This is a genomic window from Yoonia maricola (assembly GCF_002797915.1).
Lineage (GTDB): Bacteria > Pseudomonadota > Alphaproteobacteria > Rhodobacterales > Rhodobacteraceae > Yoonia > Yoonia maricola.
In genome coordinates this window covers 575,219-599,816 of record NZ_PGTY01000001.1, presented here as the reverse complement: position 1 = coordinate 599,816, position 24,598 = coordinate 575,219, and the positions used below count along the sequence as shown (strand labels likewise).

Annotated in this window: 22 protein-coding genes and 2 tRNA genes; 12 read left to right on the top strand and 12 right to left on the bottom strand. The window is 55.0% G+C overall.

All coding sequences use genetic code 11. The features are described 5' to 3' along the window. Positions 1-13 precede the first annotated feature (13 nt). Complete coding sequence (locus BC777_RS03000; protein WP_100366666.1) at positions 14-847, bottom strand: DUF2059 domain-containing protein; 834 nt, start codon at positions 845-847, stop codon at positions 14-16. Positions 848-985: 138 nt separating this feature from the next. Here BC777_RS03000 and BC777_RS02995 point away from each other — a divergent pair. Together BC777_RS02995 and BC777_RS19585 are read left to right on the top strand one after the other, a co-directional pair. Further along, positions 986-1,075, top strand: a tRNA-Ser gene (locus tag BC777_RS02995). Between the two features lie 251 nt (positions 1,076-1,326). Further along, positions 1,327-1,458 carry a hypothetical protein gene (locus tag BC777_RS19585; RefSeq protein ID WP_281251755.1) on the top strand — a complete coding sequence of 44 codons (132 nt, stop codon included), beginning with the start codon at positions 1,327-1,329 and terminating at the stop codon, positions 1,456-1,458. A 17-nt stretch (positions 1,459-1,475) separates the two neighbouring features. On the opposite strand, the gene BC777_RS02990 is transcribed toward BC777_RS19585, so the two are convergent. Then, a complete protein-coding gene (locus tag BC777_RS02990; RefSeq protein WP_100366665.1) occupies positions 1,476-2,369 on the bottom strand; it encodes a carotenoid biosynthesis protein in 894 nt (297 codons plus the stop codon). Between the two features lie 115 nt (positions 2,370-2,484). Beyond that, on the bottom strand, positions 2,485-3,141 hold the full coding sequence (locus BC777_RS02985) for a CHRD domain-containing protein (protein WP_100366664.1): 657 nt from the start codon (positions 3,139-3,141) through the stop codon (positions 2,485-2,487). Between the two features lie 83 nt (positions 3,142-3,224). Between BC777_RS02985 and BC777_RS02980 the strand changes: the two genes are divergently transcribed. Then, a complete protein-coding gene (locus BC777_RS02980) occupies positions 3,225-3,620 on the top strand; it encodes a MerR family transcriptional regulator (RefSeq protein ID WP_100366663.1) in 396 nt (131 codons plus the stop codon). Positions 3,621-3,835: 215 nt separating this feature from the next. On the opposite strand, the gene BC777_RS02975 is transcribed toward BC777_RS02980, so the two are convergent. The 5 genes from BC777_RS02975 to BC777_RS02955 form a co-directional block, all read right to left on the bottom strand. After that, on the bottom strand, positions 3,836-5,317 hold the full coding sequence (locus BC777_RS02975; RefSeq protein WP_168769062.1) for a type IV pili methyl-accepting chemotaxis transducer N-terminal domain-containing protein: 1,482 nt from the start codon (positions 5,315-5,317) through the stop codon (positions 3,836-3,838). 348 nt (positions 5,318-5,665) lie between these two features. Then, positions 5,666-7,261, bottom strand: a complete 1,596-nt coding sequence (locus tag BC777_RS02970) for a phosphate ABC transporter substrate-binding/OmpA family protein (RefSeq protein WP_100366661.1) — start codon at positions 7,259-7,261, stop codon at positions 5,666-5,668. A 427-nt stretch (positions 7,262-7,688) separates the two neighbouring features. Further along, complete coding sequence (locus BC777_RS02965) at positions 7,689-9,212, bottom strand: tripartite tricarboxylate transporter permease (RefSeq protein WP_100366660.1); 1,524 nt, start codon at positions 9,210-9,212, stop codon at positions 7,689-7,691. Positions 9,213-9,215: 3 nt separating this feature from the next. Next, positions 9,216-9,713: a tripartite tricarboxylate transporter TctB family protein gene (locus BC777_RS02960; protein ID WP_100366659.1), complete on the bottom strand. Its 498-nt coding sequence runs from the start codon at positions 9,711-9,713 to the stop codon at positions 9,216-9,218. Between the two features lie 80 nt (positions 9,714-9,793). Then, positions 9,794-10,777: a tripartite tricarboxylate transporter substrate binding protein gene (locus BC777_RS02955; RefSeq protein ID WP_100366658.1), complete on the bottom strand. Its 984-nt coding sequence runs from the start codon at positions 10,775-10,777 to the stop codon at positions 9,794-9,796. Positions 10,778-10,888: 111 nt separating this feature from the next. Here BC777_RS02955 and BC777_RS02950 point away from each other — a divergent pair, with 111 nt between their 5' ends. Genes BC777_RS02950 through BC777_RS02940 form a run of 3 tightly spaced genes read left to right on the top strand, consistent with a single transcriptional unit; the run spans position 10,889 to position 13,952 of the window. Then, entirely contained in the window at positions 10,889-11,551 is a 663-nt protein-coding gene (locus BC777_RS02950) for a response regulator transcription factor (RefSeq protein WP_100366657.1), read from the top strand. After that, positions 11,548-12,945: a sensor histidine kinase gene (locus tag BC777_RS02945; protein ID WP_100366656.1), complete on the top strand. Its 1,398-nt coding sequence runs from the start codon at positions 11,548-11,550 to the stop codon at positions 12,943-12,945. The genes BC777_RS02950 and BC777_RS02945 overlap by 4 nt, the downstream gene beginning before the upstream one ends. Beyond that, positions 12,915-13,952 (top strand): ABC transporter substrate-binding protein, encoded by a 1,038-nt coding sequence (locus tag BC777_RS02940; protein WP_100366655.1) that lies wholly within the window; start codon positions 12,915-12,917, stop codon positions 13,950-13,952. Before BC777_RS02945 ends, BC777_RS02940 begins: the two co-directional genes overlap by 31 nt. Positions 13,953-13,959: 7 nt before the next feature. Here the strand turns inward: BC777_RS02940 and BC777_RS02935 are convergent, their stop codons facing one another. After that, positions 13,960-15,279 (bottom strand): ATP-binding protein, encoded by a 1,320-nt coding sequence (locus BC777_RS02935; RefSeq protein WP_100366654.1) that lies wholly within the window; start codon positions 15,277-15,279, stop codon positions 13,960-13,962. 41 nt (positions 15,280-15,320) lie between these two features. Here BC777_RS02935 and BC777_RS02930 point away from each other — a divergent pair, with 41 nt between their 5' ends. Together BC777_RS02930 and BC777_RS02925 are read left to right on the top strand one after the other, a co-directional pair. Next, the gene (locus BC777_RS02930) at positions 15,321-16,223 is read left to right on the top strand and encodes an MBL fold metallo-hydrolase (RefSeq protein WP_245834132.1); all 903 of its coding nucleotides are present in this window, start codon (positions 15,321-15,323) and stop codon (positions 16,221-16,223) included. 90 nt (positions 16,224-16,313) lie between these two features. Next, a tRNA-Asn gene (locus tag BC777_RS02925) sits at positions 16,314-16,388 on the top strand. A gap of 90 nt (positions 16,389-16,478) precedes the next feature. On the opposite strand, the gene BC777_RS02920 is transcribed toward BC777_RS02925, so the two are convergent. Further along, entirely contained in the window at positions 16,479-18,833 is a 2,355-nt protein-coding gene (locus tag BC777_RS02920) for a methyl-accepting chemotaxis protein (RefSeq protein WP_100366652.1), read from the bottom strand. A 203-nt stretch (positions 18,834-19,036) separates the two neighbouring features. Between BC777_RS02920 and BC777_RS02915 the strand changes: the two genes are divergently transcribed. From BC777_RS02915 to BC777_RS02900, 4 genes are all read left to right on the top strand, one after another. After that, the gene (locus tag BC777_RS02915; protein WP_100366651.1) at positions 19,037-19,867 is read left to right on the top strand and encodes a bifunctional allantoicase/(S)-ureidoglycine aminohydrolase; all 831 of its coding nucleotides are present in this window, start codon (positions 19,037-19,039) and stop codon (positions 19,865-19,867) included. Positions 19,868-20,009: 142 nt separating this feature from the next. Beyond that, positions 20,010-21,017: an ABC transporter substrate-binding protein gene (locus tag BC777_RS02910; RefSeq protein WP_100366650.1), complete on the top strand. Its 1,008-nt coding sequence runs from the start codon at positions 20,010-20,012 to the stop codon at positions 21,015-21,017. A 56-nt stretch (positions 21,018-21,073) separates the two neighbouring features. Next, positions 21,074-21,862, top strand: coding sequence for an ABC transporter ATP-binding protein (locus BC777_RS02905; protein WP_100366649.1), 789 nt, complete (start codon positions 21,074-21,076; stop codon positions 21,860-21,862). Continuing rightward, positions 21,862-22,620: an ABC transporter permease gene (locus tag BC777_RS02900; RefSeq protein WP_100366648.1), complete on the top strand. Its 759-nt coding sequence runs from the start codon at positions 21,862-21,864 to the stop codon at positions 22,618-22,620. Before BC777_RS02905 ends, BC777_RS02900 begins: the two co-directional genes overlap by 1 nt. Here BC777_RS02900 and BC777_RS02895 read toward each other — a convergent pair. Both BC777_RS02895 and puuE read right to left on the bottom strand, forming a co-directional pair. Beyond that, positions 22,617-23,102, bottom strand: coding sequence for an ureidoglycolate lyase (locus tag BC777_RS02895; RefSeq protein WP_100366647.1), 486 nt, complete (start codon positions 23,100-23,102; stop codon positions 22,617-22,619). The genes BC777_RS02900 and BC777_RS02895 overlap by 4 nt on opposite strands. Then, positions 23,102-24,511 (bottom strand): allantoinase PuuE, encoded by a 1,410-nt coding sequence (puuE, locus tag BC777_RS02890; RefSeq protein ID WP_100366646.1) that lies wholly within the window; start codon positions 24,509-24,511, stop codon positions 23,102-23,104. Before puuE ends, BC777_RS02895 begins: the two co-directional genes overlap by 1 nt. Between the last annotated feature and the right edge of the window lie 87 nt (positions 24,512-24,598).

Sequence of the window (24,598 nt, the reverse complement as noted above, 5' to 3'; positions counted from 1 at the left end):
CAAGGCGTAATCATCACAACTCTTGGCTGATCATGAAGCGCGATGACGCCAGCCCAAGCCCACGCGAGATATCGTCAAACATGCCATCAAAGGCCACAAAAAGCGCGTCACTCATGTCTTGGCCAGCTTGCGTTTTGGAAAAATCGACATAGGCTTCCAGCTCTTCATCGGAAAGCGGCTGATAGGCCATCAGCAGGAACGAATAGACCCACTCTGTCGTCTCATTGCGTACGTCCGGTTCCTGCGCCCAGACGTCTTGCAGTGCGGTGTCCGCGGTTACGCCCTCTGGCATGGCACCACCATCAATCAGGCCGGTATAGAACGCATAACTGGAGTTCAAAGCGCCCACGACATTGGCCTCAATCAGATCATTCACTTCAACGAATTCAGCCACCATCTGATAGCGCGGGGTCTGATCCATCATCGCAATTGCAGCATTTTCCTTGCTGGCCTGTTCCACAGCCTCATCCAACAAGGCGCGGCGCGCGCTGACCTCCAGGCCGACGATCTTTTCTCCCGGTGCAGATGTGAAAAACGCCAGCATAGCGTCGATGTCGTCACCTGCCACAGCCTCGCCAAAAGCGCCGCGTACCTCTTCATACATGGTCTGGGTGTCGTAAATCGCAGACACGGCCATCGCCCATTGATCGTTCGGGCCATTTGGCAACATATCAACGGCCAAAGTCTCGCCGTACGCCAGCCCTTCAAGGCGCATGATCTCAATCAGCTCTGGCATGCCGAGGGCCTCTAGCAACGTGTCAACCTTGGCATCCTCAGCGGGTTGCGCCCACAACGGGACAGCGACAATTGAAACGGCAAAGACAAGCGGTGCAGCAAAGCGGATCATGACGGGCCTCTTTCGCGATATCTAGCATGTAGTTATGCACCCTGCCCCCGCTTTGCCAAGGGCACGCACGGAAATGTCAGAGCGCCAAGAATTGGGCCTTGCACAGCTTCGCCGCGCGCAGTACCACGCCGCCACCGCGGAGAGGTGCCGGAGTGGTCGAACGGGGCGGTCTCGAAAACCGTTGTGGGTGCAAGCCTACCCAGGGTTCGAATCCCTGTCTCTCCGCCACCATTACTATCGTTGCATTTCGACGATCTTGAAATGTACCGACCATAACTCACCGCCGTCATTGAACCCGTTTGAGAACCCAATACTGCTGCAAGGGCGTCTCAATTGATAACGGGGGTTTTCGCAGGCGCTTCAGATGACTGCGATGCGCCCATTTTACCGGAATTCTTCAGTGCCGCGAATGTCCGGAAACTATCTTTGCTAGCTGCACTGCGGCACTTTCATATTGGTCGTTTGTTGGAGTGCCAGGCATGCGTCTGCAAAGCGGCAGCTTCGTGATCTTCCTGAAAAAAACCGAGTTCAGCCGCAACATCCACAAAAATGGCCCAACAAAACTTCTCTACAGTCCCGCAGACGCAATCCACCCAGGTGGTGCGCTGTAATAGACCGTTCGAGCACATCAGATCGCGCTGCGGCGGTCCAACAACTTGAAGGTCGCCAAGATCGTCACGAAGGCCATCGTGTAAAGTGCAACCAGCGCCAACGAACTGTAAATATCCGTAGTGTGCCAGCTGTGACCATCGAGGCTTTCTACAACCGCATCTTCGGCGAAGACAGCTTTGCTCAGGAATTCGACCACAATTGCGCCGTACATCATGACCGGCAAGATCAGAAAATGATGGCTGCGCCCTGTGAGCCCGACCGCTTTGTCGGTTCGGTTCAGATACAGCGCGAAGGCTTGCAGGATCGTGTAAACACAGAGGTGCCAGCCCATGAAATTCACAAACGGCACACCAAAATACGCGCCACCGTCTTCCCAAACCCATGTCTGGCCAAGAGTTGCCCGCGCAGGGTCCATCGACACATCCCACATGACCATCACAAACGTGGCCAGCATCGGAACAGAAAACAGACGTGCGCCGCTTAACCCGTCTTTGTAGTGGTCCAAAAGAACATGGGCGATGTGCCAAGAGAAATAACACACCGCAAAATAAGCTGGCATAATCAGCAAGGGTACCAGCCAGAGTTTCGGTCCAAGCACATCTGTGTAATGGTAATTTCCAAACGGGAAACCGGTGAGAATGCTGAGCGTTTCATAAGACCAGCTAATAGCGAAGGCGAATAGAAAAAAGACGGCCATCGTCTTCGCGCCATAGCGTGAAATACCATGCCCAAAGGAAAATACGCTCATCAACAGCACACAGATAAAAGGCGCAAGCATCCCGATCATGCTGTCATCTGCGCTGTAGCCAATAAATAAATTGGCGATCGCAAATATGGCGACCATAGCCCAGCCTACACGAGAGCGGGATTCTTCATTGATGGTATTTGAAGTAATGGTTTGGAGGTTCATTGGATTACCTTTCCTATTTCGCGTGAACTTTGGTGCTGCAGGACATGCCGCAGCGAGCGATCTCAATGGGGCATAGACTGGTTGAAAGGAGCGAAGTTCATTCTCAACATTCAGGTCATTCGACCGGATACAATTGACCTCGAATATCTCCGAAGTATGTTTGGCCGGACGTATGAATATTGTAGTATAACTCCCGCTGATAGGCGATGTGTGCGAGGCCAGCGACAGTCACCACTTTGTCGGTAGGAACCGCCAACGTGATAGGGCATCCAGCCGTAAAAGCCGCGACAAGGCCGTGGTCATGCTCCATGGCTGCAACGATATCTTCATTGGTGATTTCCAACGACACTTCACCGTCCGCAAACACTTCAGCAAGATCATTTTCAAGGCCGAAATCGACGATGATCGGCCCCAATTGCCCCGGGCGACCACAATGTATGTGGAACATCACAATGTCTTCGGGGTTGACCCCTTCGATCGCGATATGGGCATAGGCGGTGCTGAGGTCCCGCGAGAAAGCCAAGGTTCCATGGCCGCGTGATGGCCGCTCATCCCGGTCAACAGAGGGTGTCGTGGACTTGAACATATCCGGAGCGAAACGCGGTGTGTCCCGCTCTTCGCCGCCCTCTTGGTGTGGTGACACCCATGTTTCAAAGATTGGTCCTATCTCCGCGCCCGCACTTGGATTGAGGGTAATCCCGCTGACTGGCGGCACCTCTTGGGCGGTGGCCACACCAGAAGCAAAAAGAAATGGCAAAAGAAAAAGGCGCATATTGCCCTCCGATTCGTTGCGTTCGGATAAGCTTTAGCCTATTGGGTATACCCTACAGTCAAGCACCAATATGAGGCCGCCCTATGATGATTGGTGAACTTGCAAAGCGATCTGGCCTGTCGAAAGATGGTTTGCGTCATTATGAGACGCTTGGCCTCATTCACTCCACTCCGGTGGCTGCTGGAACGCGGACCTATCGCATTTATGACGAAACGACGTTGGAAAGGCTGTCTCTCATCTCTCTCGCCAAGCGCCTGGGTTTCAAATTAAGGGAGCTCACTGAGCCGTTGGATCGGCTATTTTCCGATACAGTTTCGCGAGAGGAACGCGCCCAGATCATTTCTGAAAAAGTGGCAGAAGTGGACATCAAGATTGAAGAACTCAAATCTGCGCGCAACCTGCTCGCTGCGTTCGTAGACACGCCGGATAAAGACTTCATGGATGCGATGCTGAAAGATATGGGGCTATGGCTGGAGTGAAAATTGTGGATAACGCTATTGGTTCTTTCCACAAACAGGCATCGTCGCAAACGTTCGCTGAGCTGACCGTGACGCTGCCCCTGCGGCCGTCTGCTTCGCCCCGCTTATGCGCCATTCACGTCCGATGATCCGGCAGATAGCTCTGCAAACAAAGGGTGCCCAAACAAAAAAGGCGAACCCCGTAAGGCCCGCCCTCTTCACTGCTCTTGATCCGGTTACATCAGGTTCTGTACGTTGATACCAAAGGTCACCGCACCAATCACTTCACCCGTGGCTGGATCCGAGATGGCGAGAGACGCCTGAGATTGGTAGAACCCTGTGCTGTCGTCAAATTCGATCTCGCTGATATGCAATGCGTCAGGTCCAACGGAATAGGTCTGCTGCCACTTCGCCTCGTCACCCTGCCAATAGTCGGATGTCTCAACGCTTTGGGCAACGTTCAAGCCTTTGTTGTCCATGATGAACACTTCAGTCACAAAGCCTGCTGTTGCGTCTTGCTGTTCCAGTAGCCAGTTCGACACGGGCGCTGTCAAAAGTCTTTCAATCATCGGGCCGCCGCCCGCGCCTGCCTCTGCACGCCATTCCTGATCAAGTGCGATGACGTCGTCTTCGGACAGGCCATCATGCTGTGCATTCTGCGCCTTGATTGCTTCGATCAAAGCAGGCTCTGTCAACCAACCAACCAATTCATCACGCGCATATGCCTCGAGTGGGACGCGGTAAACATCGTCCTGCCCTGGGGTCGCAATCAAATAGAGCGTGATTGTGTTATTCATGCCAACAGACAGCTTTTGCGACAAGGCAGCCGCAGTGCCAACCATCTCTGCCGAAGGGTTTTCGCCCGCAATAGCGGCATCAAATATCCCGCGTTCCGCATTCCAAAGTGCGAATGTATTTTGCAAACTGTCACGCACCGCATCTGTCGGGGGTGGGTTGATCCCGGCGGCAGGGAAACCATCGCGTAGCGCAACAAGTGTTTGTTGGAACAGGTCGACTGTTTCTTGCAGCTGGTCAGATACTTCAGCTTGAGCCGTTCCTGTCGCCAATTCGCACATCTGGCGTGTCATGCGATAGGCCAACGCGCGTTGGCGAATAGCAAAGTTCAAAACAGTTGCATCGCTTTGCAGAAGTTGCTGCGGATCGGAATACTGCCCTGAGATGACAGAGGCGAGTTGCTCCGTCTGGTCAAACAGATTCGCAAAACCAGCGCTAATGACTTCTGCATCCGCTGCCGATGCCGCACCGGAGGCCAGATTGGTGGCGGCCGCATCCATCGGTTCCCACAAAGCTGCGGTTTCGCTTAATGCAGTCAGCGTACGCGCACGCTGTTCCGCGCCAGGCATACCCAACGCCGGGTTGCCGTTCACCAAACCATCAATGATATTGTCAAAATCAGCGCTTGAACGGGCCAGTTCGGACTGTGCTTCGGTTACATCAATATTACCGTTCACACGGCAGCTTGCAGAGGCGACCAATTCAGTCAATGAGCGCAAGTTTGCGGAACGGCTGACACGGGCTTTGCCACCATTATAAAGCCCAGCATCATTTGACTGAGCGACTGCCATATCGGCATCAAAAAAACCAACAGTTGGTGCAGATGCAACGGCAAGGGCGACGCAGAATGCTTTTGAAAGGGAACGCGCTGCCTGCTTGGGCAGATGTGGGGCGTGAGGCGGGGCTATCTGTTCAGTTTTCATACCATGATTCCTATCATGCATTTCTTGCTAAGCCGTGTCTTGGGTCTATGCCGGTGCACGTCAGGATCACACGAAAGACGCCGATTAACGTCAAAGCCTGATCAACCCAATTTGGGCAAAACAAATGAGTGAATAATTTACGGGTCGTCGGGGTGGTCGGACAAAGATACGCTCACAATAAGACGCAACAGAACTTGAAACGAATAACAGAGATGCGTTTTGACTTACGACTTTCGTGCAATGCTTCGCTGCGATTAACTTACGCAGCACATTGCTCAACTCACTCTTTACAGGTCCGACTTTTTGTTTGGGCGATACCTGTTCGAAAACAGGTATCGCCCAGTCTTCTTAGCTCTCGACAGATTTGGAAATCCAAACCTCGACGCGGCGGTTAATACCCCGGCCACGCTCTGAGACGTTACAAGCTGATGGTGCAATTTCACCATAGCCCGCTGTCGTCATCGTGACGTTGGGCAGCTCACCTGCGATAGAACGCATTTCGTCCATAACTGCGGCCGCGCGTTGTTCAGCGAGGCGCTGGTTGGCATCAAAGGCACCCACATCGTCGGTAAAGCCGACAAAGCGAATTTCTGTACCGTCCGGCGCACGATCCAGATACGCGATCAAGCGCTGCATATCCAAACGGCCACGCTCATCAAGCCGGGAAGACCCTGTGCGGAAGCGGAACGTTGTCGACAAGCGATCATACTCATCCATTTCGCTTAGCATGTCGCCGATGATTTCACCCTCGAAGCCGATATCAAAGCGTGACATCTCGGCAACCAGATTGGCACGGCGTGCGTCACCTTCCGCTTGGCTGCGGCGTAGGATGCCAAGATCGATAAAGCCTGACTTACCGATAACGGCATCAGCTTCGTTCGACATTACGAAATCAATGAACTGCTGCGTCGACGCGTTCAGATTGTCAGCACGGTTGTACAAATACATCCGGCGGCTGAGCGTATATTCCTCGGTCTTGGCAGAGAACGCATCAGGTGTCGTTGCAAGGCCGCATTCATTGACAATGGTCAACGGCTTTGCGCCACGCTGGAACGCATAGCCAAGGTAGCCGATTGCGTTGCGGTCCTGGAAAATCGTGTTCGACAAGACCTGATCGTCGGCGGCTATGCCTTGCGGAAGGAACGCAGGCCGTTCTTCTCCATAAAGATAATCCATAAAGTATTCATAGCTTGCCGAACCCGACGGTTGGGAGATGACGTTGATCGGCTTATCGACGCCGCCAACTTGGGACCAGTTTGTGATCTGACCAGAAAAAATCCCCGCCAACTGATCTTGATCGAGTTGGTTTACCGGGTTGTCGGCATGGGTCACAACAACCATGCTATCCACAGCGACGATGTGTTCTTGGTTCGGGCTAACCATGCTACCTGCACCGTCATCACGTAACGCGCGGGCTTCATCTACTGTGATGCGCCGCGCGGACATGCCAATGTTGGCTTCACCTGCCAGCAGCGCCTCGAACGCATCGTTGTCGTCGGTCGAAGATACCAGATAAGCGCCGATCTCGTCACCGAAACCGCCGTCACTGATCAATTTCGCCACTGTCTCACCTGCTGATGCGTTCGTCAGTTCCGCGTCGGCATCAAGTGCGGAGGCAAAACCTGTCATCAGCAAAGGCATCATACCTTGACCAATCGTGTTGGATCCGACGATTGTCACGTCAGCCGTGATATCTTCGAATGTTGGGCATGCCGCCCCTTCACAAACCATACTGCTGGCCGCGATGCGCAGCTCGCCCAATGCGGTACGCACGACGTATGTGTCGTCACGAAAATCGACAAAATCGCCGGTCACGTTGATCGTGCCGTCAGTTGACCGCAGCGTGATTTCTTGCGCAACACTCATGGACGGCAGCAGCAGCCCAGTTGCCAGCGCCATCACGGCTGCCGATGTCTTCAGTTGTTTCTTGAGATTGAACGCCACTGCTTTCTCTCCTACCTAAATTAACAATAAGTCTGAACCGCTACCAACGACCCAAAAAATTTCTTGGATGCTGGCATGTTACACCAGCTTCCTTTGCACTTGGAAACAAAGCGGGTAAATTGGCGAAAATTGTGTCCAAATATTGTTTCTTTCTAAGGCATTTCTTGACGCTGACACAGGTTAAGCGGCCTGTAGATGCAATGCTTTGTCAGCCTGCGGCAAGCTGCAATTGCGGCTATCGCGTTGTTTTAATGGTTAATACTTGAAAGACCGGAACAACAAATGGCCGTGGGGCGATAACACTGCATCGCCCCTCTTTGTCTCGATCCTGCTTTTGTCAGCGGTACGCCGACACATTTGTCTCCGAAACACGCATCAGACTCCGACTGTCCATCCGGCCGTACGAGTCGTTTATTGAGCCTGCCGCCTAGTCGCCATCGGCAACCCCTTCGGCCCGCTTGCGCGCGCGTCGCGTCCTGTAGCTAGGCAACAAGACCAAAAGCCCCGCCAATACCAATAGGCCCAAGGTCATCGGCCGTTCGATGATAAAATCGAGCCCGCGATAGAGCTGCATGGAACGCGCAAAGTTGTCCTCCAACATCGTGCCAAGGATGAAGCCAATCAGCAGCGGCGCCAATGGATAGTCTGCAAAGCGCAAGATCGTCGCCATCACCCCAAGGCCAACCAGTAACAGCAACTCAGTTGAATTGTTTTGTCCGATGTAGGCCCCCATCAAGGTGAAAAACAGGATGAAGGGGATCAGGTAATTGCGCGGAATTGACAGGATCTTGGCGATATATGGGATCAGCGGTAGGTTAAGTACCAAAAGCACCAGATTGCCAATAAACATAGAGATGATCACGGCCCAGAAAATTTCGGGCGTGTCTGTCATAAGGCGTGGCCCCGGTGTCACGTTCAGCGCAATGAGCGCCCCTAAAAGGATAGCGGTCGTGCCAGAACCAGGGATGCCAAGTGTCAGCAAGGGCACGAACGACCCCGTGCAAGCCGCGTTATTCGCCGTCTCAGGCGCGGCCAATCCCTTCACAGATCCTTTGCCAAACTCCTCTTGCTCTTCTCCTTTGGCAATGTTGCGTTCCACCGCATAACCCAGGAAGGACGCAATCGTCGCCCCTGCCCCCGGCAACACGCCAATAAAGAAACCCTGTACCGACTGTCGCCCGATCACAGGGATCATGGCTTTGCCTTCTTCACGTGAGAACCGCAGGTTGGTGATCTTGTTACTGCCGCCTTCGGCGTTGCTGGCCCCGCGCGCGGGGTTAAGAACAAGGAACATCGCTTCGGGCAGTGCAAACATCGCCATTGCGAGAGTGATGAAGCTGATCCCTGACTGCAAGTCCATCAGACCCATGGTAAAGCGGGGCATGTTGAACAGTGCCCCCTCACCCACAGTGGCAAGGATCAGACCAAGGATGGTCATCATCAATGCCTTGGCGACTTGACCGGTGCCTGCAAAAGCCGCGATGGCAGAAAGACCTACCACCATAAGAGCAAAATACTCCGCCGAATGGAAAAGAAGCGCGACGGATGACAAAGCAGGCGCAAAGATCATCAAGAGGATTGCACCAATCGTGCCGCCTGCGAAACTGGCCACCGCCGCGATGGTCAAGGCCTTACCCGCTTGGCCCTTGCGCGCCATCGGGTAGCCGTCAAAGCTGGTTGCCACCGTTCCCGCAACACCGGGTGCGTTAAGAAGGATTGACGAGGTCGATCCGCCAAAGATAGCGCCATAGTAGACGCCTGCCAAAAGGATCAGTGCCGCCGCCGGATCACCAAGCGTAATCGCCACGGGGATCATAATCGCGATGATCGACATTGGCCCCAGCCCGGGCAACATCCCAATGAACGTGCCGATCAAACAACCGGCGACAACCATCAGAATATTCTGGATCGAGAATGCGGCCTCAAGGCCGATAAAAATGCCTTCAAGCATGACTTACATCCCCATAAAAAACGGAAAAGGACGCAAGAAGATGCCAAGCACCTCTTGCACCAGATACCAGACAAAACCGGTAGCTAAAGCGGCAACGGGTATCATGATGTGGAACTTACGTTCGCCAAGGATCGTGCTGCCAACGACGAGAAACGTGGTAGTCGAGATCAGGAACCCGGCGGGTCGCAGCATCAGAGCGTAAAGAACCATCAGGCCCAGAAGCATGAGCGCTTGGCCAATCTTGTAATCACCCAACCGACGGTAATTGATCTCGGTTGCACTGGGCGCGTCATCTTTGTCTTCGGCCTTTTCAACACCAAGCAGCACGATCATCCCAACGATAGTCCCTAGCACAGCCAACACCTTGGGAAAGGTCGAGGGCCAAACCGGGTTGCGTTGCATGAACGGGGGCAGAAGCTGATCCATCGTAAAAAATGCGGCATAACCGTAAATGCAGCAAAATGTGACAAAGATCAGCGCGATCCAACGATCCAGCGCCATGAACTTCCCTCCCCGAAAATTCTATATATGTGTGGCCGCCCCGCAGATTTGCGGGACGGTCCGTTTTGTAAGCTTTGACCTTAAAGGAAGCCCAGTGTCCGCATCAGATCACCGATTTCCTGTTCCTGCGCTTCAAGGAAAGCCTCGAAATCGTCGCCGTTGTTGTAGATGTTCACCCAACCGTTGCGGGCACGCACCTCTTCCCACTCGGGCGTGTCATACATGGCTGCAATCGCGGCCTGCATTTTGGCCACTTGATCATCAGCTAGACCGGGGGCTGCAAAGAAACCACGCCAGTTAACGAATGTGGTATCAAGGCCCTGTTCCATCATGGTGGGGGCATCTGCGAAGGCAGGCACGCGCTCTGGTGAGGTGACGCCAAGAATGCGCACTTCGCCCTGTTCGGCCAAAGTCACAGCTTCGGAGAAGCCGGTAGAAAGCGCTTTGATTTCCCCAGATAACAGACCTGCCATTGCGGCACCGCCAGCATCATAAGGAATATAGTTAAACGCTGTTGGATCTTCGCCCGCCGCCTGCATCACGGAAGCCGCAACAAGGTGATCCAGACCACCGGGTACAGAGCCACCGCCAACAGCAAAGCTCAGGCCATCTTCACGGTAGGCTGCCAGCAGGTCATCCATTGATTGAATGTCGCTGTCTGTGTTCACAACAATCGCTGCATAGTCACCGATGGTGCCAGCAACCAATGTCAGATCACGGAAGCTTTGCGGAAACACACCTGTCAGCGACCGGATCACGATTGGCGTTGAGTTCACCATCATGGTGTTCTGTAGCGAATCCGCGTTTTCAATCAGGTGGGCAATCGCCACACCGCCGCCGCCGCCGGACATATTTTCATAAGATGCGTTGCCGACAATGCCTGCGCCTGTCAGCGCTTCGCCTGTACCACGTGCTGTACCATCCCATCCGCCACCGGCGCCGCCGGGGATCAGAAAGTTAATCTCGTCCATCACCTGATGGCCATCCGCCGCAGCGGGGTTTGCAAAAGCCAGTGTGGCTGCCGCAGCAGCCATCACGACCCGGCGGGTCATGTTCATTCTCATTGGTAGTCCTCCCATTTGACAGGCGAGGATTCCCCGCCCATTCTGCACTACCGCACGCCAAGCTGACACGGGCCTGACACGGGGCTACATGCGCGAGGGAGTAACAGATCGATGCGCTTTCTGCTCGTTGAGGATAACATAGAATTGGCCGAAGCCATCATCGCGCGCCTTTCGCTGGATGGGCATGCCGTTGATCATGCAAAAACGCTGGCCGCGGCGGATGAATGGTTGGCCGTTGCCGAATACGACCTGATGCTCCTCGATGTGATGCTCCCCGATGGCGACGGACGCGCGTTTTTGCGTAAGACACGCACAACGGAACGGGTGCCGGTGATCGTCCTGACGGCGCGTAGTCAGGTGTCGGACCGCGTTGATACGTTGGATCTGGGGGCCGATGATTACATTACAAAACCCTTTGATTTTGCTGAGTTAGAGGCCAGATGTCGTGCCGTGCTACGCAGACGCGGCACACCGACGCCCGCCTTGATTCCCTTGGGCGGTGCATTATTCGACCCATCGGGCGGCACATTGAGCCATGATGGTGAGACCAAGCCACTGCGTAACCGCGAACTGCGCTTGTTAGAGGTCTTTGCCCGCAACAAGGGAAAAATCCTGTCAAAAACCCAGCTTCTTGATCGTCTGTTTTCGCAAGACGCTGAAGTCAGCGAAAACGCCATCGAGGTTTATGTGGCCCGCCTGCGCAAACGCCTTTCCGCTGCAGGGGTTGAGATCGAAACAGTCCGCGGCGTCGGCTACCGCATGACATGGGCATGAGCAGTACGACCACAGTTCCGGTCTTCTGGCGTTCGATCGGGCAGCGTCTGACGATCCTGCTGGCAGGTATTGCAGCGGTTTTAGCGATATTATCATGGTGGATGATCACCAGCTTTGCCCGCGAAGCGGCTGAACGGACGCAGGATAACGTGCTGGTCGCCTCGGCCACCACAATCGCCGAAGCCCTCCGCAGCGAACAAGGCACGATCCTGCTGGAACTGCCCTACTCTGCTTTTGCGATGTTGGACGCGATTGGTGAAGACCGCGTCTTTTACCGCGTTGCCGCAGGTGCGCAGACACTGACGGGTTATGAGGACCTGATCCCACCCAGCAACCCGGAACGCCCCGGTGATGTTGCCGTGGGGACGATCGACTATCGCGGTGATCAGCTGCGCACAGTCACGGTAATGCGCACCGTTTTGGCAGACCAGAACCCCGTTCCCGTGCTGGTGACAGTTGCGCAAACCCGCACTGGCGTGCAGGCCATTGGATCGGGCCTGTCGCAAACTGCCGCTGTTCTTTCGGTCGCCCTTTTCATACTCGCGGTTGGTTTGGGCACCTTTGCAGCAGGCAACGCGCTGCAACCGCTTAACAGCTTTGCCCAAGCGGTGACGCGACGCGGACCGTCTGATTTACGGCCTCTGCGGCGCAAGGTACCAGACGAGCTGTCGCCACTCCTAGTTGCCCTCAACCGACTGATGGAACGTTTAGGCCAATCCATTCGCAGGTCTGAAGAATTTATCGCGGAAGCAGCACACCGTGTCCGTACACCACTGGCCACTGTACGTGCGCAGGCGGAACTGGCGCTGCATACGGTTGAGAAGGACGAAGAAAAGCAAATGCTGCGCCGGATCATCCGCGCGGTCGACGAAAGCTCGCGCTCAGCCAGTCAACTGTTGGATCATGCGACCGTCAGTTTTCGGGCCGACGCATTGGCGCAAGAGGTTGTCGACCTTGCTGATCTTGCCGAAAAGGTGACCGATGGCCTCGCTCCTACGGCCGAGATGAAAGATATCACCCTCACATTGGATGCGGATGGGCCTGCATCCGTGCGTGGTGATGCCATTTTGCTGGAAAGTGCGCTGCGCAATGTGGTCGATAACTCGGTCAAGTATTCGCCCGCCGAAACACAAATCACTGTCACGCTTGCACCGGCTGACAATGCGCATTGGCGATTAACCGTGCGCGACGAAGGACGCGGGTTTTCTGACGCTTCATTGCCGGAACTGACAGCGCGCTTCAAACGCGGTACAAACGTTGATCAGATTGTGGGGTCTGGCTTGGGCCTGACCATTGCCGAAGACGTTCTTGTCGCCCATGGCGGTCACCTTAAACTTTCCACCCCCGATGATGGAGCAGGCGCATGCGTTTCACTGATCTTGCCTGCCGCTTAATTGCAGCATCATATCTGGCAATTTTCGCAAGCTGTTTGAATGCGTTAGAGCTGGAAGACCGACAACGCTATCCCGGCACCGGCGACACGATGATCAAGGTCATTTCCACCGGCGACCTGGCGGTATTTGAACCGTTCATCCTGCAATTTCAAGCCGAAAACCCGGCGATTGGTATTGATTACTACGTCACCTCAAGCGCCGTGCTGCACACGGCCATCAAAGAGGGGGACGTCTTTGACATCGCTATGTCATCTGCGATGGACCTGCAGTTTCAACTGGCAAATGACGGTGCAGCACAACGCTTTACCTCGCCCATCACCGAAAGCCTGCCGGGCTGGGCACGTTGGCGCAATCAGGTCTTTGCCTTTACCGCAGAACCCGCCGTCGCGGTGATTTCGCGCGCACGTTTTGCGGGTCTGGAGCGCCCCAAGACCCGGCAAGAACTAATCGGATTGCTCCGGCAAAACCCAACGGCGTTTGAAGATGCCATCGGCACCTACGACGTGCGCACCAGCGGTCTGGGATATCTGTTTGCCACGCAGGAGGCGCGTAATTCCGATACGTTCTGGCGGCTTTTTGAATTGATGGGGCGGCGCGGTACTGAACTTTATTGTTGCTCTGCGCAGATGATCGATGACGTGGCTTCAGGCCGCCTGACATTGGCTTATAACGTGTTGGGGTCTTATACCGCAGAACGGATCGCCCGCGATGACCGGCTCGAAATTCTGACGTTAGAGGATTATGAAACGGTCATGTTGCGCACCGCACTGATCCCCGCAACAGCGACCGAGGTTGAGGCGGCGGGGCTGTTTCTTGACCGGCTCTTGCAGGAAGGGATGCGCGAAACCTCATCTGTCTGGGCCCTGCCCCCATTGCGGGCCGCAGATACACCCGAAGCACGCGCTTACGGCCCCATTCGGCTTGGGCCTGGCCTTTTGGTCTATCTTGACAAACTGAATCGCGACGCCTTTTTAGGTGCCTGGAGCGATGCCATCGTGCAGCCATAGACGTGCCCTAGCGCGCCAGCACCAGTTCAGCCTTCAACCCACCCAGCGTTTCGCTTACCCCCAGTCGCAGCACACCGCCATGGGTCCGTGCAATATCGGCAACAATCGACAGTCCGAGACCCACGCCGCTGCCCTTGTCCTGATTGCGCGCCGGATCAAGGCGCACAAAGGGACTCAGCGCTTCATCATGACGTTCGGGCGGAATACCGGGCCCATCATCCTCAACCCAGAAACGCAGGGCGCGGTCGGTCACGCTCACCCCGATCTCGGCCTGCGTGCCATAGCGCAACGCATTGCCCAACAGGTTGTCCATTGCGCGCCTGATCGCCAGCGGGCGCAACCCAACGGGATCATCAGGCCCCTCAATCGCGCCAAGGGTCACATTTTGATCCATACGCTTTGCATCGTCCAATACGGCGTGGATAATGCTGGACGGTGTTGTCGGTTCCAGACTATCGCCTGCATCAGTGCGCGCAAAATCCAGAAACGCATCCAAAAGCCGCTCCATATCGTCAACGTCATGGATCAGTGGCGCGGCCTCTTGTGGGTCGAGCATTGACAGCCCCAGACGCAGCCGCGTCAGCGGTGTCCGCAAATCGTGACTGACACCCGATAACATCATGGTGCGGCTTTGGGTCTGACGTTCAAGACGGTTGCGCATATCCAGAAAGGCCATGCCGGCCGCCCGCACCTCAACCGCGCCTGTCGGCGTGAAAGGCGTGATGCGGCCTTTCCCGTAATCGGCCGCAGCCCGCGCCATGCGCTTGATCGGACGCAGCTGGTTGCGCAGAAACACATAAGCAATGGCTGTCATCAGCCCGCCCAGAACCACCATGATCACGATCAACTGATGCGGGTTCGAGGCCGAAACGCGGCGGCGGTTCAGTTCCATTTTCATCGGCCCGTGGCGGGTGTTGGCCCAAACCACAACGCGGCGACGATCCGCCAAGGAAACAGCAAGAATACCTGGCACCTCATCGCGTAAGGTGGCAATTACGGTTTCACCCGTCAGATCAACAAATGGCTTGATGTCTGCGACAACTGCGTCACCTGCGGGCAACGTCGTCGCAATTTCCAAGGGCCCGCCAATCTGTGCGACCGCCGCAAGCGCCGCTTGTAAGTTCGGTTGGGCATTCGCGGTATCGACCAAAAATCGCAATTCAATGTTCACGGCACTTGTCATCGACCGGGTGACGCCTTCAAAGTGGCGCTGGATAAACACAACCGAGACAAGCAATTGCAACAGCAAGATGGGCAATACCAAAATAAGCCCCGCACGTGCGTAAATGCCGCGCGGCATATATTTCTTGAGCCAACCAAAGAACATAGAGGCAAGCTAGCGGCCCTTGCAGCAAACGGAAAGCGATTGTGACAGTAGAATTTGCACCAACTGCAGGAAAACCGTTTAGGCTGGCTCCTGATCTGGCGCTGGTGCTTGCACCAAATCCTTCGCCAATGACCTATTTGGGGACCAACACCTATCTGCTGGGACACGATGAACTGGCAATAATAGACCCCGGCCCCGATGACCCGGCACATATGGCGGCTCTGACGCGCGCCATAGGCGGGCGTACCGTGTCGCATATCTTGCTGACGCATAGCCATCTGGATCACTCCCCGCTGGCCTCTGGTTTATCGGCGCTGACAGGTGCACCTATCTATGCCTTCGGCGACAGCCGCGATGGGCGTAGCGCTGTCATGGCACAATTGGCAGAAAACGGATTGGCGGGCGGGGGTGAAGGTATTGATCACGATTTCAAGCCAGATCATCATTTGAAAGATAGTGACGTGCTTGTGGGTGACTGGGGCCAGATCGCGGCGATCCACACGCCCGGCCATATTGGCAATCACCTGTGCTTTGCGTGGTGCGATGTCATGTTTACCGGTGATCACGTGATGGGATGGGCAAGTTCTTTGGTGTCACCACCCGATGGCGATCTGACCGATTTCATGACATCTTGTGCGCGGCTGCAATCCTTTGACGCAGCGGTTTATTATCCCGGTCACGGTGCCCCCATAACGGACCCGCAAGCACGGCTTGCCTGGCTGATCGATCACCGGAACTGCCGCGAGGCGCAGATCCTTGCCGTTCTTGCAGTACAGGCCGCCAGCGCATCTGAAATCGCCGCGATCATCTATGATGATGTAGCCCCCGCGCTCCGCCTGCCCGCAGAACGCAACGTTTTCGCGCATCTGGTGGATCTGCATGAGAGAGGTAAAGTCACAGCGTCCCCTCTTCTTTCCGCTGTTGCTACTTTTGCGCAATCATAAGGCCTTTTTGCGCCGGGGCAGAAGTTTCGCACAAACTAAGAAAATGTCTCTGGACCTCTCGGAATCGCGTTGCTATATGGGCGCGAGTGTTCCGACGTAGCTCAGCGGTAGAGCAGTTGACTGTTAATCAATTGGTCGTAGGTTCGATCCCTACCGTCGGAGCCAAATTTACCTTAAATGCTACGCGCTCCTGTATCGACGGGTATGATGCCTGAATGGCACCTGCAGCGCGCCTTACGCTCACCTATAGACACATCAGAAATCCTGCCACATATCATCGGCCTGTTGGGCGCGCCCGCCGCCAGCAGCAGCCAAAGCTGGTCGTGTTGCATAATCTGACATAGCGCTTTCTTGGACAGCGGGTTGAGGGATAAATTCACTGATGTTATCGGCCTCAGGTGCCGCCGCTACTTTCGCTTCGTCCAATTGGAACCGCTTCACCAGTTTTTCAAGCTCTGTTGCTTCGCCATTTAACGCATGGCTGCTTGCGGTCGCTTCCTCCACCATTGCGGCGTTTTGTTGCGTGACTTTGTCGAGCTGGGTCACACCAATGTTGATCTCACCAATGCCGATTGATTGTTCTTCTGCGCCAGACGCAATTTCAGTGACAAGATCGGATATATGATTGATGTGGCTGGCTATCTTGGTCAGCACCTCACCGGCCTGCCCGACCAGACTAACACCACGTTCAACCTGACTGGAACTTTCACCAATCAAGGCTTTGATCTGCTTTGCGGCATCGGATGAACGTTGCGCCAAAGCACGCACCTCAGAGGCGACAACCGCGAAACCACGACCGGCCTCGCCTGCACGCGCCGCCTCAACACCTGCGTTCAGCGCAAGTAGGTTTGTTTGAAAAGCAATATCGTCAATCACACCGATAATTTGAGATATCTCCTGAGATGACCCCTCAATCTCGGTCATGGCGCGGACGGTGTCTTGCACGACAGGTTCGCTTTCGTCAGCATCTTGCCGGGCGCTGGACACGACGTCTTTGACCTGACGTGCCCCATCTGCCGCTGATTTGACACTTGCTGTCATTTCGTCGAGCGCTGCGGCGGTCTGCTCTAGTGTCGCTGCCTGATTTTCCGTCCGACGCGATAGATCATCCGATGATTTACTCATGCCATCCGAACGTTGCCTGATCGCCCCGGACCGGATGACGACGGACCCAATCGTTTCATTCAGATTACGCATTGTACGGTTATAATCCTGCCGCAGTTGATCGTATTCGCCCTCAAACGGTGTGGTGATCTGATGTGTCAGGTCACCATCCGCAAGCTTGGTCAAGGCGATACTTAACCGGTTGACCACCTGGACATGCTTGGCTTGTAGCGCCTGCCGTTCTTCCTCGGCCTGGTCTGATGCCATCAGCTTTTCCCGGAACATATCAAGCCCTTGAAATAGCGTTCCAATTTCATCGCCACGCATCTGATCAGTAAGATCAATATCATATGATTTGTTCGAAACCTGCATCACCGCACTACCCAGCCGCGCAAGTGGGCGCACAACCGAACGCGCTGTCATCCAGCCAAGAACTGCGGCTATCCCCGCAATAAGAATAGTGACGAAGATCATCTTATTGCGCGCGGCAACCACCGGCGCAAAGGCCTCCGCAACACCAAGTTCGCCCACAACCGCCCATTGGCGGCCCAAAACATCAATACGCTTACCCTGGGCAAGCACTTGGCCACCGTAACTCCCTTTTACACCTTCCAGTTCGATGTAACCCTGAGCCAAAACTGCCTGTACTTGCGCATAAGTCCCAACATCCGCCAAAATTGACTTGCCATCTTCAAAACGTGACGTGGTACGGGTCAGGTTGTCATAGCCAACTGCATAGATTTCACCGGTGGTCCCCAACCCCGTCGGATTGTTGAAAATCGCGTCAATCTGATCTGACGGTATCTGCGCCGCGGCAACGCCAATGATGTCGCCTAACTGATTGACAATAGGCGTGGATAGAAAGGCAGCGGGCGCGCCTGCGCTGGGCGCATAGGTTTCAAAATCCGCAAAATAAACCTCGCCCGCGGCACCATCGCGCGCTTGCGCAAATGCATCGCCCAAACCAGAGTTTGCATAGGGGCCAACCGCAAAATTGGTTGCAAAATCCGCTTCTTTTGCAACGGAATAAACCATGTCACCTTCAAGATTGAACAGGAAGATATCGTAGTAACCCGCCGTATTTTTGATCTGGCGAAAATACGGATGAAATTGCCCGTGCTGAAAGTGATACGGTACTGATTCAGGTGCTTGATCCAATTGATCGCGCTGCCCCAATGGATTGGGGTTATTCGTAATATAAGCATCCTGCAGGCCATCGCTATCGATCATCAGATTGTAGGAGCTTGAGAAACTGCTCGCGGCGGCCTGAAGGGTTGGGTCCGTCCCAAATGAATTAACACCCTGACGCATATTTTCAAACCATGCCAAAAGCGCGTCACCCCGACTTTCTGTAAGGATTTGCAAACCTTTGCGGGTTTCAGATCGCACGTTTTCGCGAAAGTCGAAGTATCCGACGGTTGCGATACTAACGCTAGCCGAAACGCAAAGCGCCGCGATGATCACCGGCAGTTTTCGTGACAATGCCACAGACGCAAAGAACCCCATACTGACCTCAACCTCTCAAAATGCAGTTTGAGCCCTTATGACTATGGCAACTTAAAATCCGCTTAAGTTCAATTTGCACAAGCTAAGCCAGACAAACCATTGGATTATCAAATCAGCACGATAGGTCCTGTTGGCGTTTGCAGGATAGTTTCAGCAATCAATGAGCAGCATACTTGCGACGATAAAAAAAGACCGGAGTCGGGATGGCAGGCCACTACTATGCACCAAAGGGCGGACACCCCGGCCAAGACCAGCTTTTGACTGATCGTGCCGTCTTTACGGATGCTTATGCCGTGATACCGAAGGGCACGATGCGTGACATTGTAACAAGCTTTCTGCCGTTTTGGGACAACACGCGTCTTTGGGTCATCGCAAGGCCGCTTAGCGGCTTTGCAGAGAGTTTTTCACATTACATCATGGATGTAGCCCCAGGCGGCGGGTCTGACCGCCCTGATACTGATGCAACAGCGCAGGCGGTGGTTTTTGTCGTTGATGGAAGTGCTACTCTTACCATCGGCGGCACATCGCATGTGCTTGAACCGGGCGGCTATGCCTATCTTCCACCCGCAACCGATTGGACGTTGCATAATCGCTCTGATACGCCGCTATGCTTTCACTGGATTCGCAAAGCCTATGTGCCGGTGCCGGGGTTAGACGCCCCGGATGTCATTATCACAAACGAAAACAGTGTTGCACCAACCGTTATGCCCGACACCGACGGCAAATGGGCAACCACACGGTTTGTCGATCCTGCTGACCTGCGCCATGATATGCAGGTCACTGTCGTCACCTTTGAGCCGGGTGCCGTTATTCCATTCATGGAAACACATGTCATGGAACACGGTCTTTATGTGTTGGAAGGCAAGGCTGTCTACAGGCTCAATCAAGACTGGGTCGAGGTTGAGGCGGGCGACTACATGTGGTTACGCGCCTTTTGCCCGCAGGCCTGCTATGCGGGCGGCCCGGGCAAGTTCCGCTACCTGCTTTACAAGGACGTGAACCGGCATATGCCGCTGGGGCCGTTCCAAAGATGATGCATTTGCGAGGCAAAATAACAGGCATTGTCTGTTTTTTGAGCAATTCCAGCGCGAGCAGCTCTTTCGCACATGCAGCATGTACCCACCTTGCATCGGTCCTGTTAGGTCCGAACGCAGTCACACAACAAGGGACAACAGTATGATTTTTGACAAGAAACTATGCGTGCTTGCGGCAACGCTTCTGGCGACGCCTGCATTGGCGGAAACAGATATGCCATTTGCGCTGGATTGGAAGTTTGAGGGGCCATCGGCACCTTATTTCCACGCGCTTGATGAGGGATATTTTGCCGATGCGGGCCTGACCGTGACGATCAGCGAAGGGGCCGGTTCGCTGGACGCCATCCCAAAGGTCGCAACAGGTGCTTTTCCTGTAGGTTTTGCCGACATCAATTCGCTGATGCGCTTTCTTGACCAAAACCCCGGCGCCCCGGTCACGGCTGTTATGATGGTCTATGACAAACCACCTTTCGCCGTTGTCGGCCGCAAGTCGCTGGGCGTTGAGGCCCCTTCTGACCTAGAAGGCAAGGTCCTTGGCGCACCACCGCCAGATGGCGCTTGGGCGCAGTTCCCGATCTTCGCCGCAGAGACCGGCATTGATGCAGATGCAATCACGGTTGAACCTGTCGGTTTTCCAACACGCGAACCTATGCTGGCCGAAGGCAATGTCGCGGCGATAACCGGCTTTTCGTTCTCGTCCACGCTAAACCTCAAGCGTTTGGGCATCCCAGAGGATGACATTTCAGTTCTGTTGATGGCCGATCACGGTGTTGATCTTTATGGCAACGCGATCATCGTGAACACAGAGTTTGCAGAGGCCAACCCGGAACTGGTCACAGGCTTCCTTGGCGCTGTCGCAATGGGCTGGAAAGATGCCATTACAACGCCAGACGCGGCAATCGAAGCGCTGATGGCGCGCAATCCTGCCGCCGATGCAGCCCTCGAAACAGAGCGTTTGCAGATGGCAATCGATGCGAATGTGCTGACCGACTATGTGATGACAAACGGCATGGGTGGCATCGATGACGCCCGTATGATGAACGCAATTGAACAGACAAAATCTGTTTACGAGTTCACCAATGAACCTGACGCATCCATCTACTTTGACGGCAGCTATCTGCCTGCCGCTGAACTGTTGATGCTGCAATAACACGCAACGCTCGGGCCGCAGCGGTTGCTGCGGCCCGACGTATAAGGGCAAAGGCCATCGAAAACCTTATCGAAATCAAAGGCGTCAAACACGCCTATCAAACCGCCTCTGGCCCGCTTGAGGTTTTGGACGGCTTGGAACTTGCCGTGCCAGAAGGCACTTTTGCTGCTGTCGTCGGCCCTTCGGGCTGCGGGAAATCCACCCTCACACGGCTGGTTGCCGGGCTGATGACGCCTGACGCAGGCGAAGTGTGGTTGCATGGCGAACGTGTGAAAGGGCCGCGCAAGACTGTTGGTATGGCCTTTCAAAACCCGGTGCTGCTGGAGTGGCGCACGATTCTGGATAATGTGATCCTCCCGCTTGAAATCGTCGCCCCGCGGATGCCGCGTGCGGATCGGATTAAGCGCGCGATGGAACTACTTGAAATGGTTGGGCTTATCGGTTTTGAAGACAAGCGGCCCTCTGAACTGTCAGGCGGGATGCGCCAACGCGCATCGCTCTGCCGGTCGCTTGTGCATAAACCCGACGTCTTGATCATGGATGAACCTTTTGGCGCGCTGGATGCCTTCACCCGTGAAGACCTGTGGCAAACCATGCGCGATCTGCGGCAAGCCGAACCATTCACGGCTGTTTTGATCACCCACGACCTGCGCGAAAGCGTATTTCTGGGCGATCAGGTCATCGTGCTGTCGGGGCGCCCTGCCCGCACACAGTTTGTGCTGGATGTGGACCTGCCCGAAGACCGCACCCTTGATGTCCTGTTTACACCGAAGGCCGCCGATATGCTCCATGTCTTGCGCGACCAGATTAAGATTGCCCAAGGCCGAGAAGTGGAAACGCACTGATGTTTAGCAAAATCGCCACGCCGGTCATCGCCATCATCATCTTTTTGGGGCTTTGGGAACTGCTTGTCTGGGTAAATGGATGGCCCAACTTCAAGATGGCCTCACCCTCGGACTTACCCCCGGCCTTTTGGAAATACCGAGACCTGTTTTTTGAAATGGGCTGGCAGACACTGTGGCGCACAGTTGTTGGGCTGTTCATCGCCGTCATCGTTGGCACTGCCATTGGCATGGTCATCGGATTTTCGCGGATCGCACGCGATGCGCTCTATCCGCTCCTCATTGGCTTCAATGCGATCCCGAAGGCGACGCTTGTGCCGGTGATTTCGCTGCTGTTCATCGGGCAGCATGATTTCAACACTGTCCTGATGGCCTTTATGATTTCGTTCTTTCCCATCGCCGTGTCGGTTGGCATTGGCCTGTCAACGCTGGAACCCGAGTATCGGGACATCCTGCGCGCGCTTGGCGCGTCGCGCTATACGATCTTTGTGAAAATAGCGCTGCCCAAGACGCTGCCGGAATTTTTCGGTGCACTTAAAGTATCGGCCACGCTGGCCTTTATCGGCACCAATCTGGTCGAGATCGTGAGCCCGCATGGCCGTGGCCTTGGCGCGCTGTTCAAATCAGGCGAAACCAACGGGGACTACCCGCTGATGTTCGCGGTCTTGATCGCGCTCGCCTTCCTTGGGATCGTTTTGTATTACGCTGTGATCTTTCTGGAACGTATCTTTGCTGGCTGGGCCGACCGCGAGGCGACTTAACCTTCAATAATAAAGGGGGTTTCGAACCAATGCTCTTGCAGGTTCGCGCCCTCACCTATGCGGTCCACCACAGCAAAAAGTCCCGGCGTATGAAGTGGGGTCAACACCCCATGCCATGTGCCGCGGGCATAGTTCACGCCCTGCCCCGGCGCGGTTATGAACGCAAGCGGTGGGCCGGGCGCGTCGCCCACATCCGGGGCGACAATGACGACAAAGGGATCAAAGCTCATTGGAAGAAAGGCCTGACTGCCCAGCGGATGCCGTTCCATCGTATCAAGCGTAATCGGCAACGGACGCGGCTGCGCATGGAAAAGGCTGATACCTGCCTTGCCATCCATGACATCAACCTGCGCCCGGTCATGATACCGCCCGCAAAGCCCTTGGTTGATAATCTTGTCAGGTTCACCAGACACGTCCAACACGTCACCGAAAGGTGCGAACGCTGCCTTTGTTAGCGGTTCAAGCTGCAAAACCTGCCCCATCAGGCCATCTTCTCGATCAAACGCAGCTCGGCGATGCGTTCTACCTGACGGCAAGCCTCGGCAAATTCGGTGTCGCGGTCGTTTTCGATGCGCGCGTGAAACGCAGCCAGGATAGAGGCTTTGTCATTGTCTTTCACCGCAATGATAAACGGAAATCCGTGTTTCGCGACGTATTGCGCGTTAAGGGTCTGGAAGGTCTCGCGCTCATCATCGGTCAAAAGATCAAGACCTGCACCCGTCTGCTCTGCCTTGCTTTCGGCGGTCAGCTTGCCTGCGGCGGCCAGCTTGCCAGCCAGATCAGGGTGCGCGCGCAAGACGCCAAGGCGCTGATCATCAGAGGCGGATCGAAACACGCGGGCAAGTGCGCTGTGTACGCCTTGGGCGGTGTCGTGCGTTAGACCTAAAGCCAAGCCATGCGCGCCTTCCGCAATCCACGGGCTATGTTCAAAGATACCACCAAATTCTGTGACAAAAGCCGCGCGATCCATCTCCGAAGGCCGCATCTGCGTGGTCACAGGATGCACCTGTGCCCAATGCTCTGCGATCTCAAGCCGTGTCGCGAACCAGACGTCGTCATGCGACTTCATATAGTCAATCACCCGCGCCAAAGCCGCCGCACGCCCCGGACGCCCCATCAAGCGGCAATGCAGGCCAATCGATAGCATCTTGGGCGCACCCACCTGCCCTTCGGCATAAAGATAGTCAAAACTGTCGCGCAGATAGCTTTCGAACTGATCACCATTGGTAAAACCCGCCTGAATGGCGAAACGCATGTCATTGCAGTCCATCGTGTAAGGCACGATCAGCTGATCGGTGCGCCCAAAGCGCATCCAATAGGGCAGATCATCAGCATAGCTATCAGCGACATAGGCAAACTGCCCTGTCTCCGCAGCCAGACGCACCGTATTGTTGGAACAACGACCTGTGTACCAACCGCGCGGGCCCACACCTGTGACTTCGGTATGCAAGCGAATGGCCTCAGCCATCTGCGCGCGCTCCACATTCTCGGGCATGTCCTTGTGTTCGACCCACTTCAGACCGTGACTGGCAATTTCCCAACCAACAGCTTTCATCGCCGCAACCTGTTCCGGGGCACGGGCCAAGGCGGTGGCGACCCCGTAAACAGTCACAGGCAAAGCGGCCATCAAACGATGCAGGCGCCAGAACCCAGCACGTGATCCGTATTCATAAAGCGATTCCATATTCCAATGGCGCTGCCCCGGCCAAGGTGCTGCACCTGTGATCTCGGACAAGAAAGCCTCTGACGCATGATCGCCGTGTAAGATATTGTTTTCCCCGCCTTCTTCATAGTTCAGCACAATCTGAACAGCGATCTTGGCACCATTCGGCCACTGGGCGGCGGGGGGATTGGCACCGTATCCGGTCATATCACGAGGGTAGCGGGTCACGCGGGGGGATTCCTTTTTGAAGTGTTCACCCTTTTATAAAGCAAAGAATGCACCGTGTTCTTCAAAAAACATGCGAAAGTGCATCTT

What these genes read in the sequence shown, in the direction of transcription:
- BC777_RS02990 (WP_100366665.1), bottom strand. Translation starts at nt 2,369, where the DNA reads ATGAACCTCCAAACCATTACTTCAAATACCATCAATGAAGAATCCCGC.
- BC777_RS02910 (WP_100366650.1), top strand. Translation starts at nt 20,010, where the DNA reads ATGATTTTTGACAAGAAACTATGCGTGCTTGCGGCAACGCTTCTGGCG.
- BC777_RS02955 (WP_100366658.1), bottom strand. Translation starts at nt 10,777, where the DNA reads ATGAGAATGAACATGACCCGCCGGGTCGTGATGGCTGCTGCGGCAGCC.
- BC777_RS02895 (WP_100366647.1), bottom strand. Translation starts at nt 23,102, where the DNA reads ATGGGGCAGGTTTTGCAGCTTGAACCGCTAACAAAGGCAGCGTTCGCA.
- BC777_RS03000 (WP_100366666.1), bottom strand. Translation starts at nt 847, where the DNA reads ATGATCCGCTTTGCTGCACCGCTTGTCTTTGCCGTTTCAATTGTCGCT.
- BC777_RS19585 (WP_281251755.1), top strand. Translation starts at nt 1,327, where the DNA reads ATGCGTCTGCAAAGCGGCAGCTTCGTGATCTTCCTGAAAAAAACCGAG.
- BC777_RS02965 (WP_100366660.1), bottom strand. Translation starts at nt 9,212, where the DNA reads ATGCTTGAAGGCATTTTTATCGGCCTTGAGGCCGCATTCTCGATCCAG.
- BC777_RS02900 (WP_100366648.1), top strand. Translation starts at nt 21,862, where the DNA reads ATGTTTAGCAAAATCGCCACGCCGGTCATCGCCATCATCATCTTTTTG.
- BC777_RS02920 (WP_100366652.1), bottom strand. Translation starts at nt 18,833, where the DNA reads ATGGGGTTCTTTGCGTCTGTGGCATTGTCACGAAAACTGCCGGTGATC.
- BC777_RS02945 (WP_100366656.1), top strand. Translation starts at nt 11,548, where the DNA reads ATGAGCAGTACGACCACAGTTCCGGTCTTCTGGCGTTCGATCGGGCAG.
- BC777_RS02975 (WP_168769062.1), bottom strand. Translation starts at nt 5,317, where the DNA reads ATGAAAACTGAACAGATAGCCCCGCCTCACGCCCCACATCTGCCCAAG.
- BC777_RS02940 (WP_100366655.1), top strand. Translation starts at nt 12,915, where the DNA reads ATGCGTTTCACTGATCTTGCCTGCCGCTTAATTGCAGCATCATATCTG.
- BC777_RS02980 (WP_100366663.1), top strand. Translation starts at nt 3,225, where the DNA reads ATGATGATTGGTGAACTTGCAAAGCGATCTGGCCTGTCGAAAGATGGT.
- BC777_RS02915 (WP_100366651.1), top strand. Translation starts at nt 19,037, where the DNA reads ATGGCAGGCCACTACTATGCACCAAAGGGCGGACACCCCGGCCAAGAC.
- BC777_RS02950 (WP_100366657.1), top strand. Translation starts at nt 10,889, where the DNA reads ATGCGCTTTCTGCTCGTTGAGGATAACATAGAATTGGCCGAAGCCATC.
- BC777_RS02960 (WP_100366659.1), bottom strand. Translation starts at nt 9,713, where the DNA reads ATGGCGCTGGATCGTTGGATCGCGCTGATCTTTGTCACATTTTGCTGC.
- BC777_RS02935 (WP_100366654.1), bottom strand. Translation starts at nt 15,279, where the DNA reads ATGTTCTTTGGTTGGCTCAAGAAATATATGCCGCGCGGCATTTACGCA.
- BC777_RS02985 (WP_100366664.1), bottom strand. Translation starts at nt 3,141, where the DNA reads ATGCGCCTTTTTCTTTTGCCATTTCTTTTTGCTTCTGGTGTGGCCACC.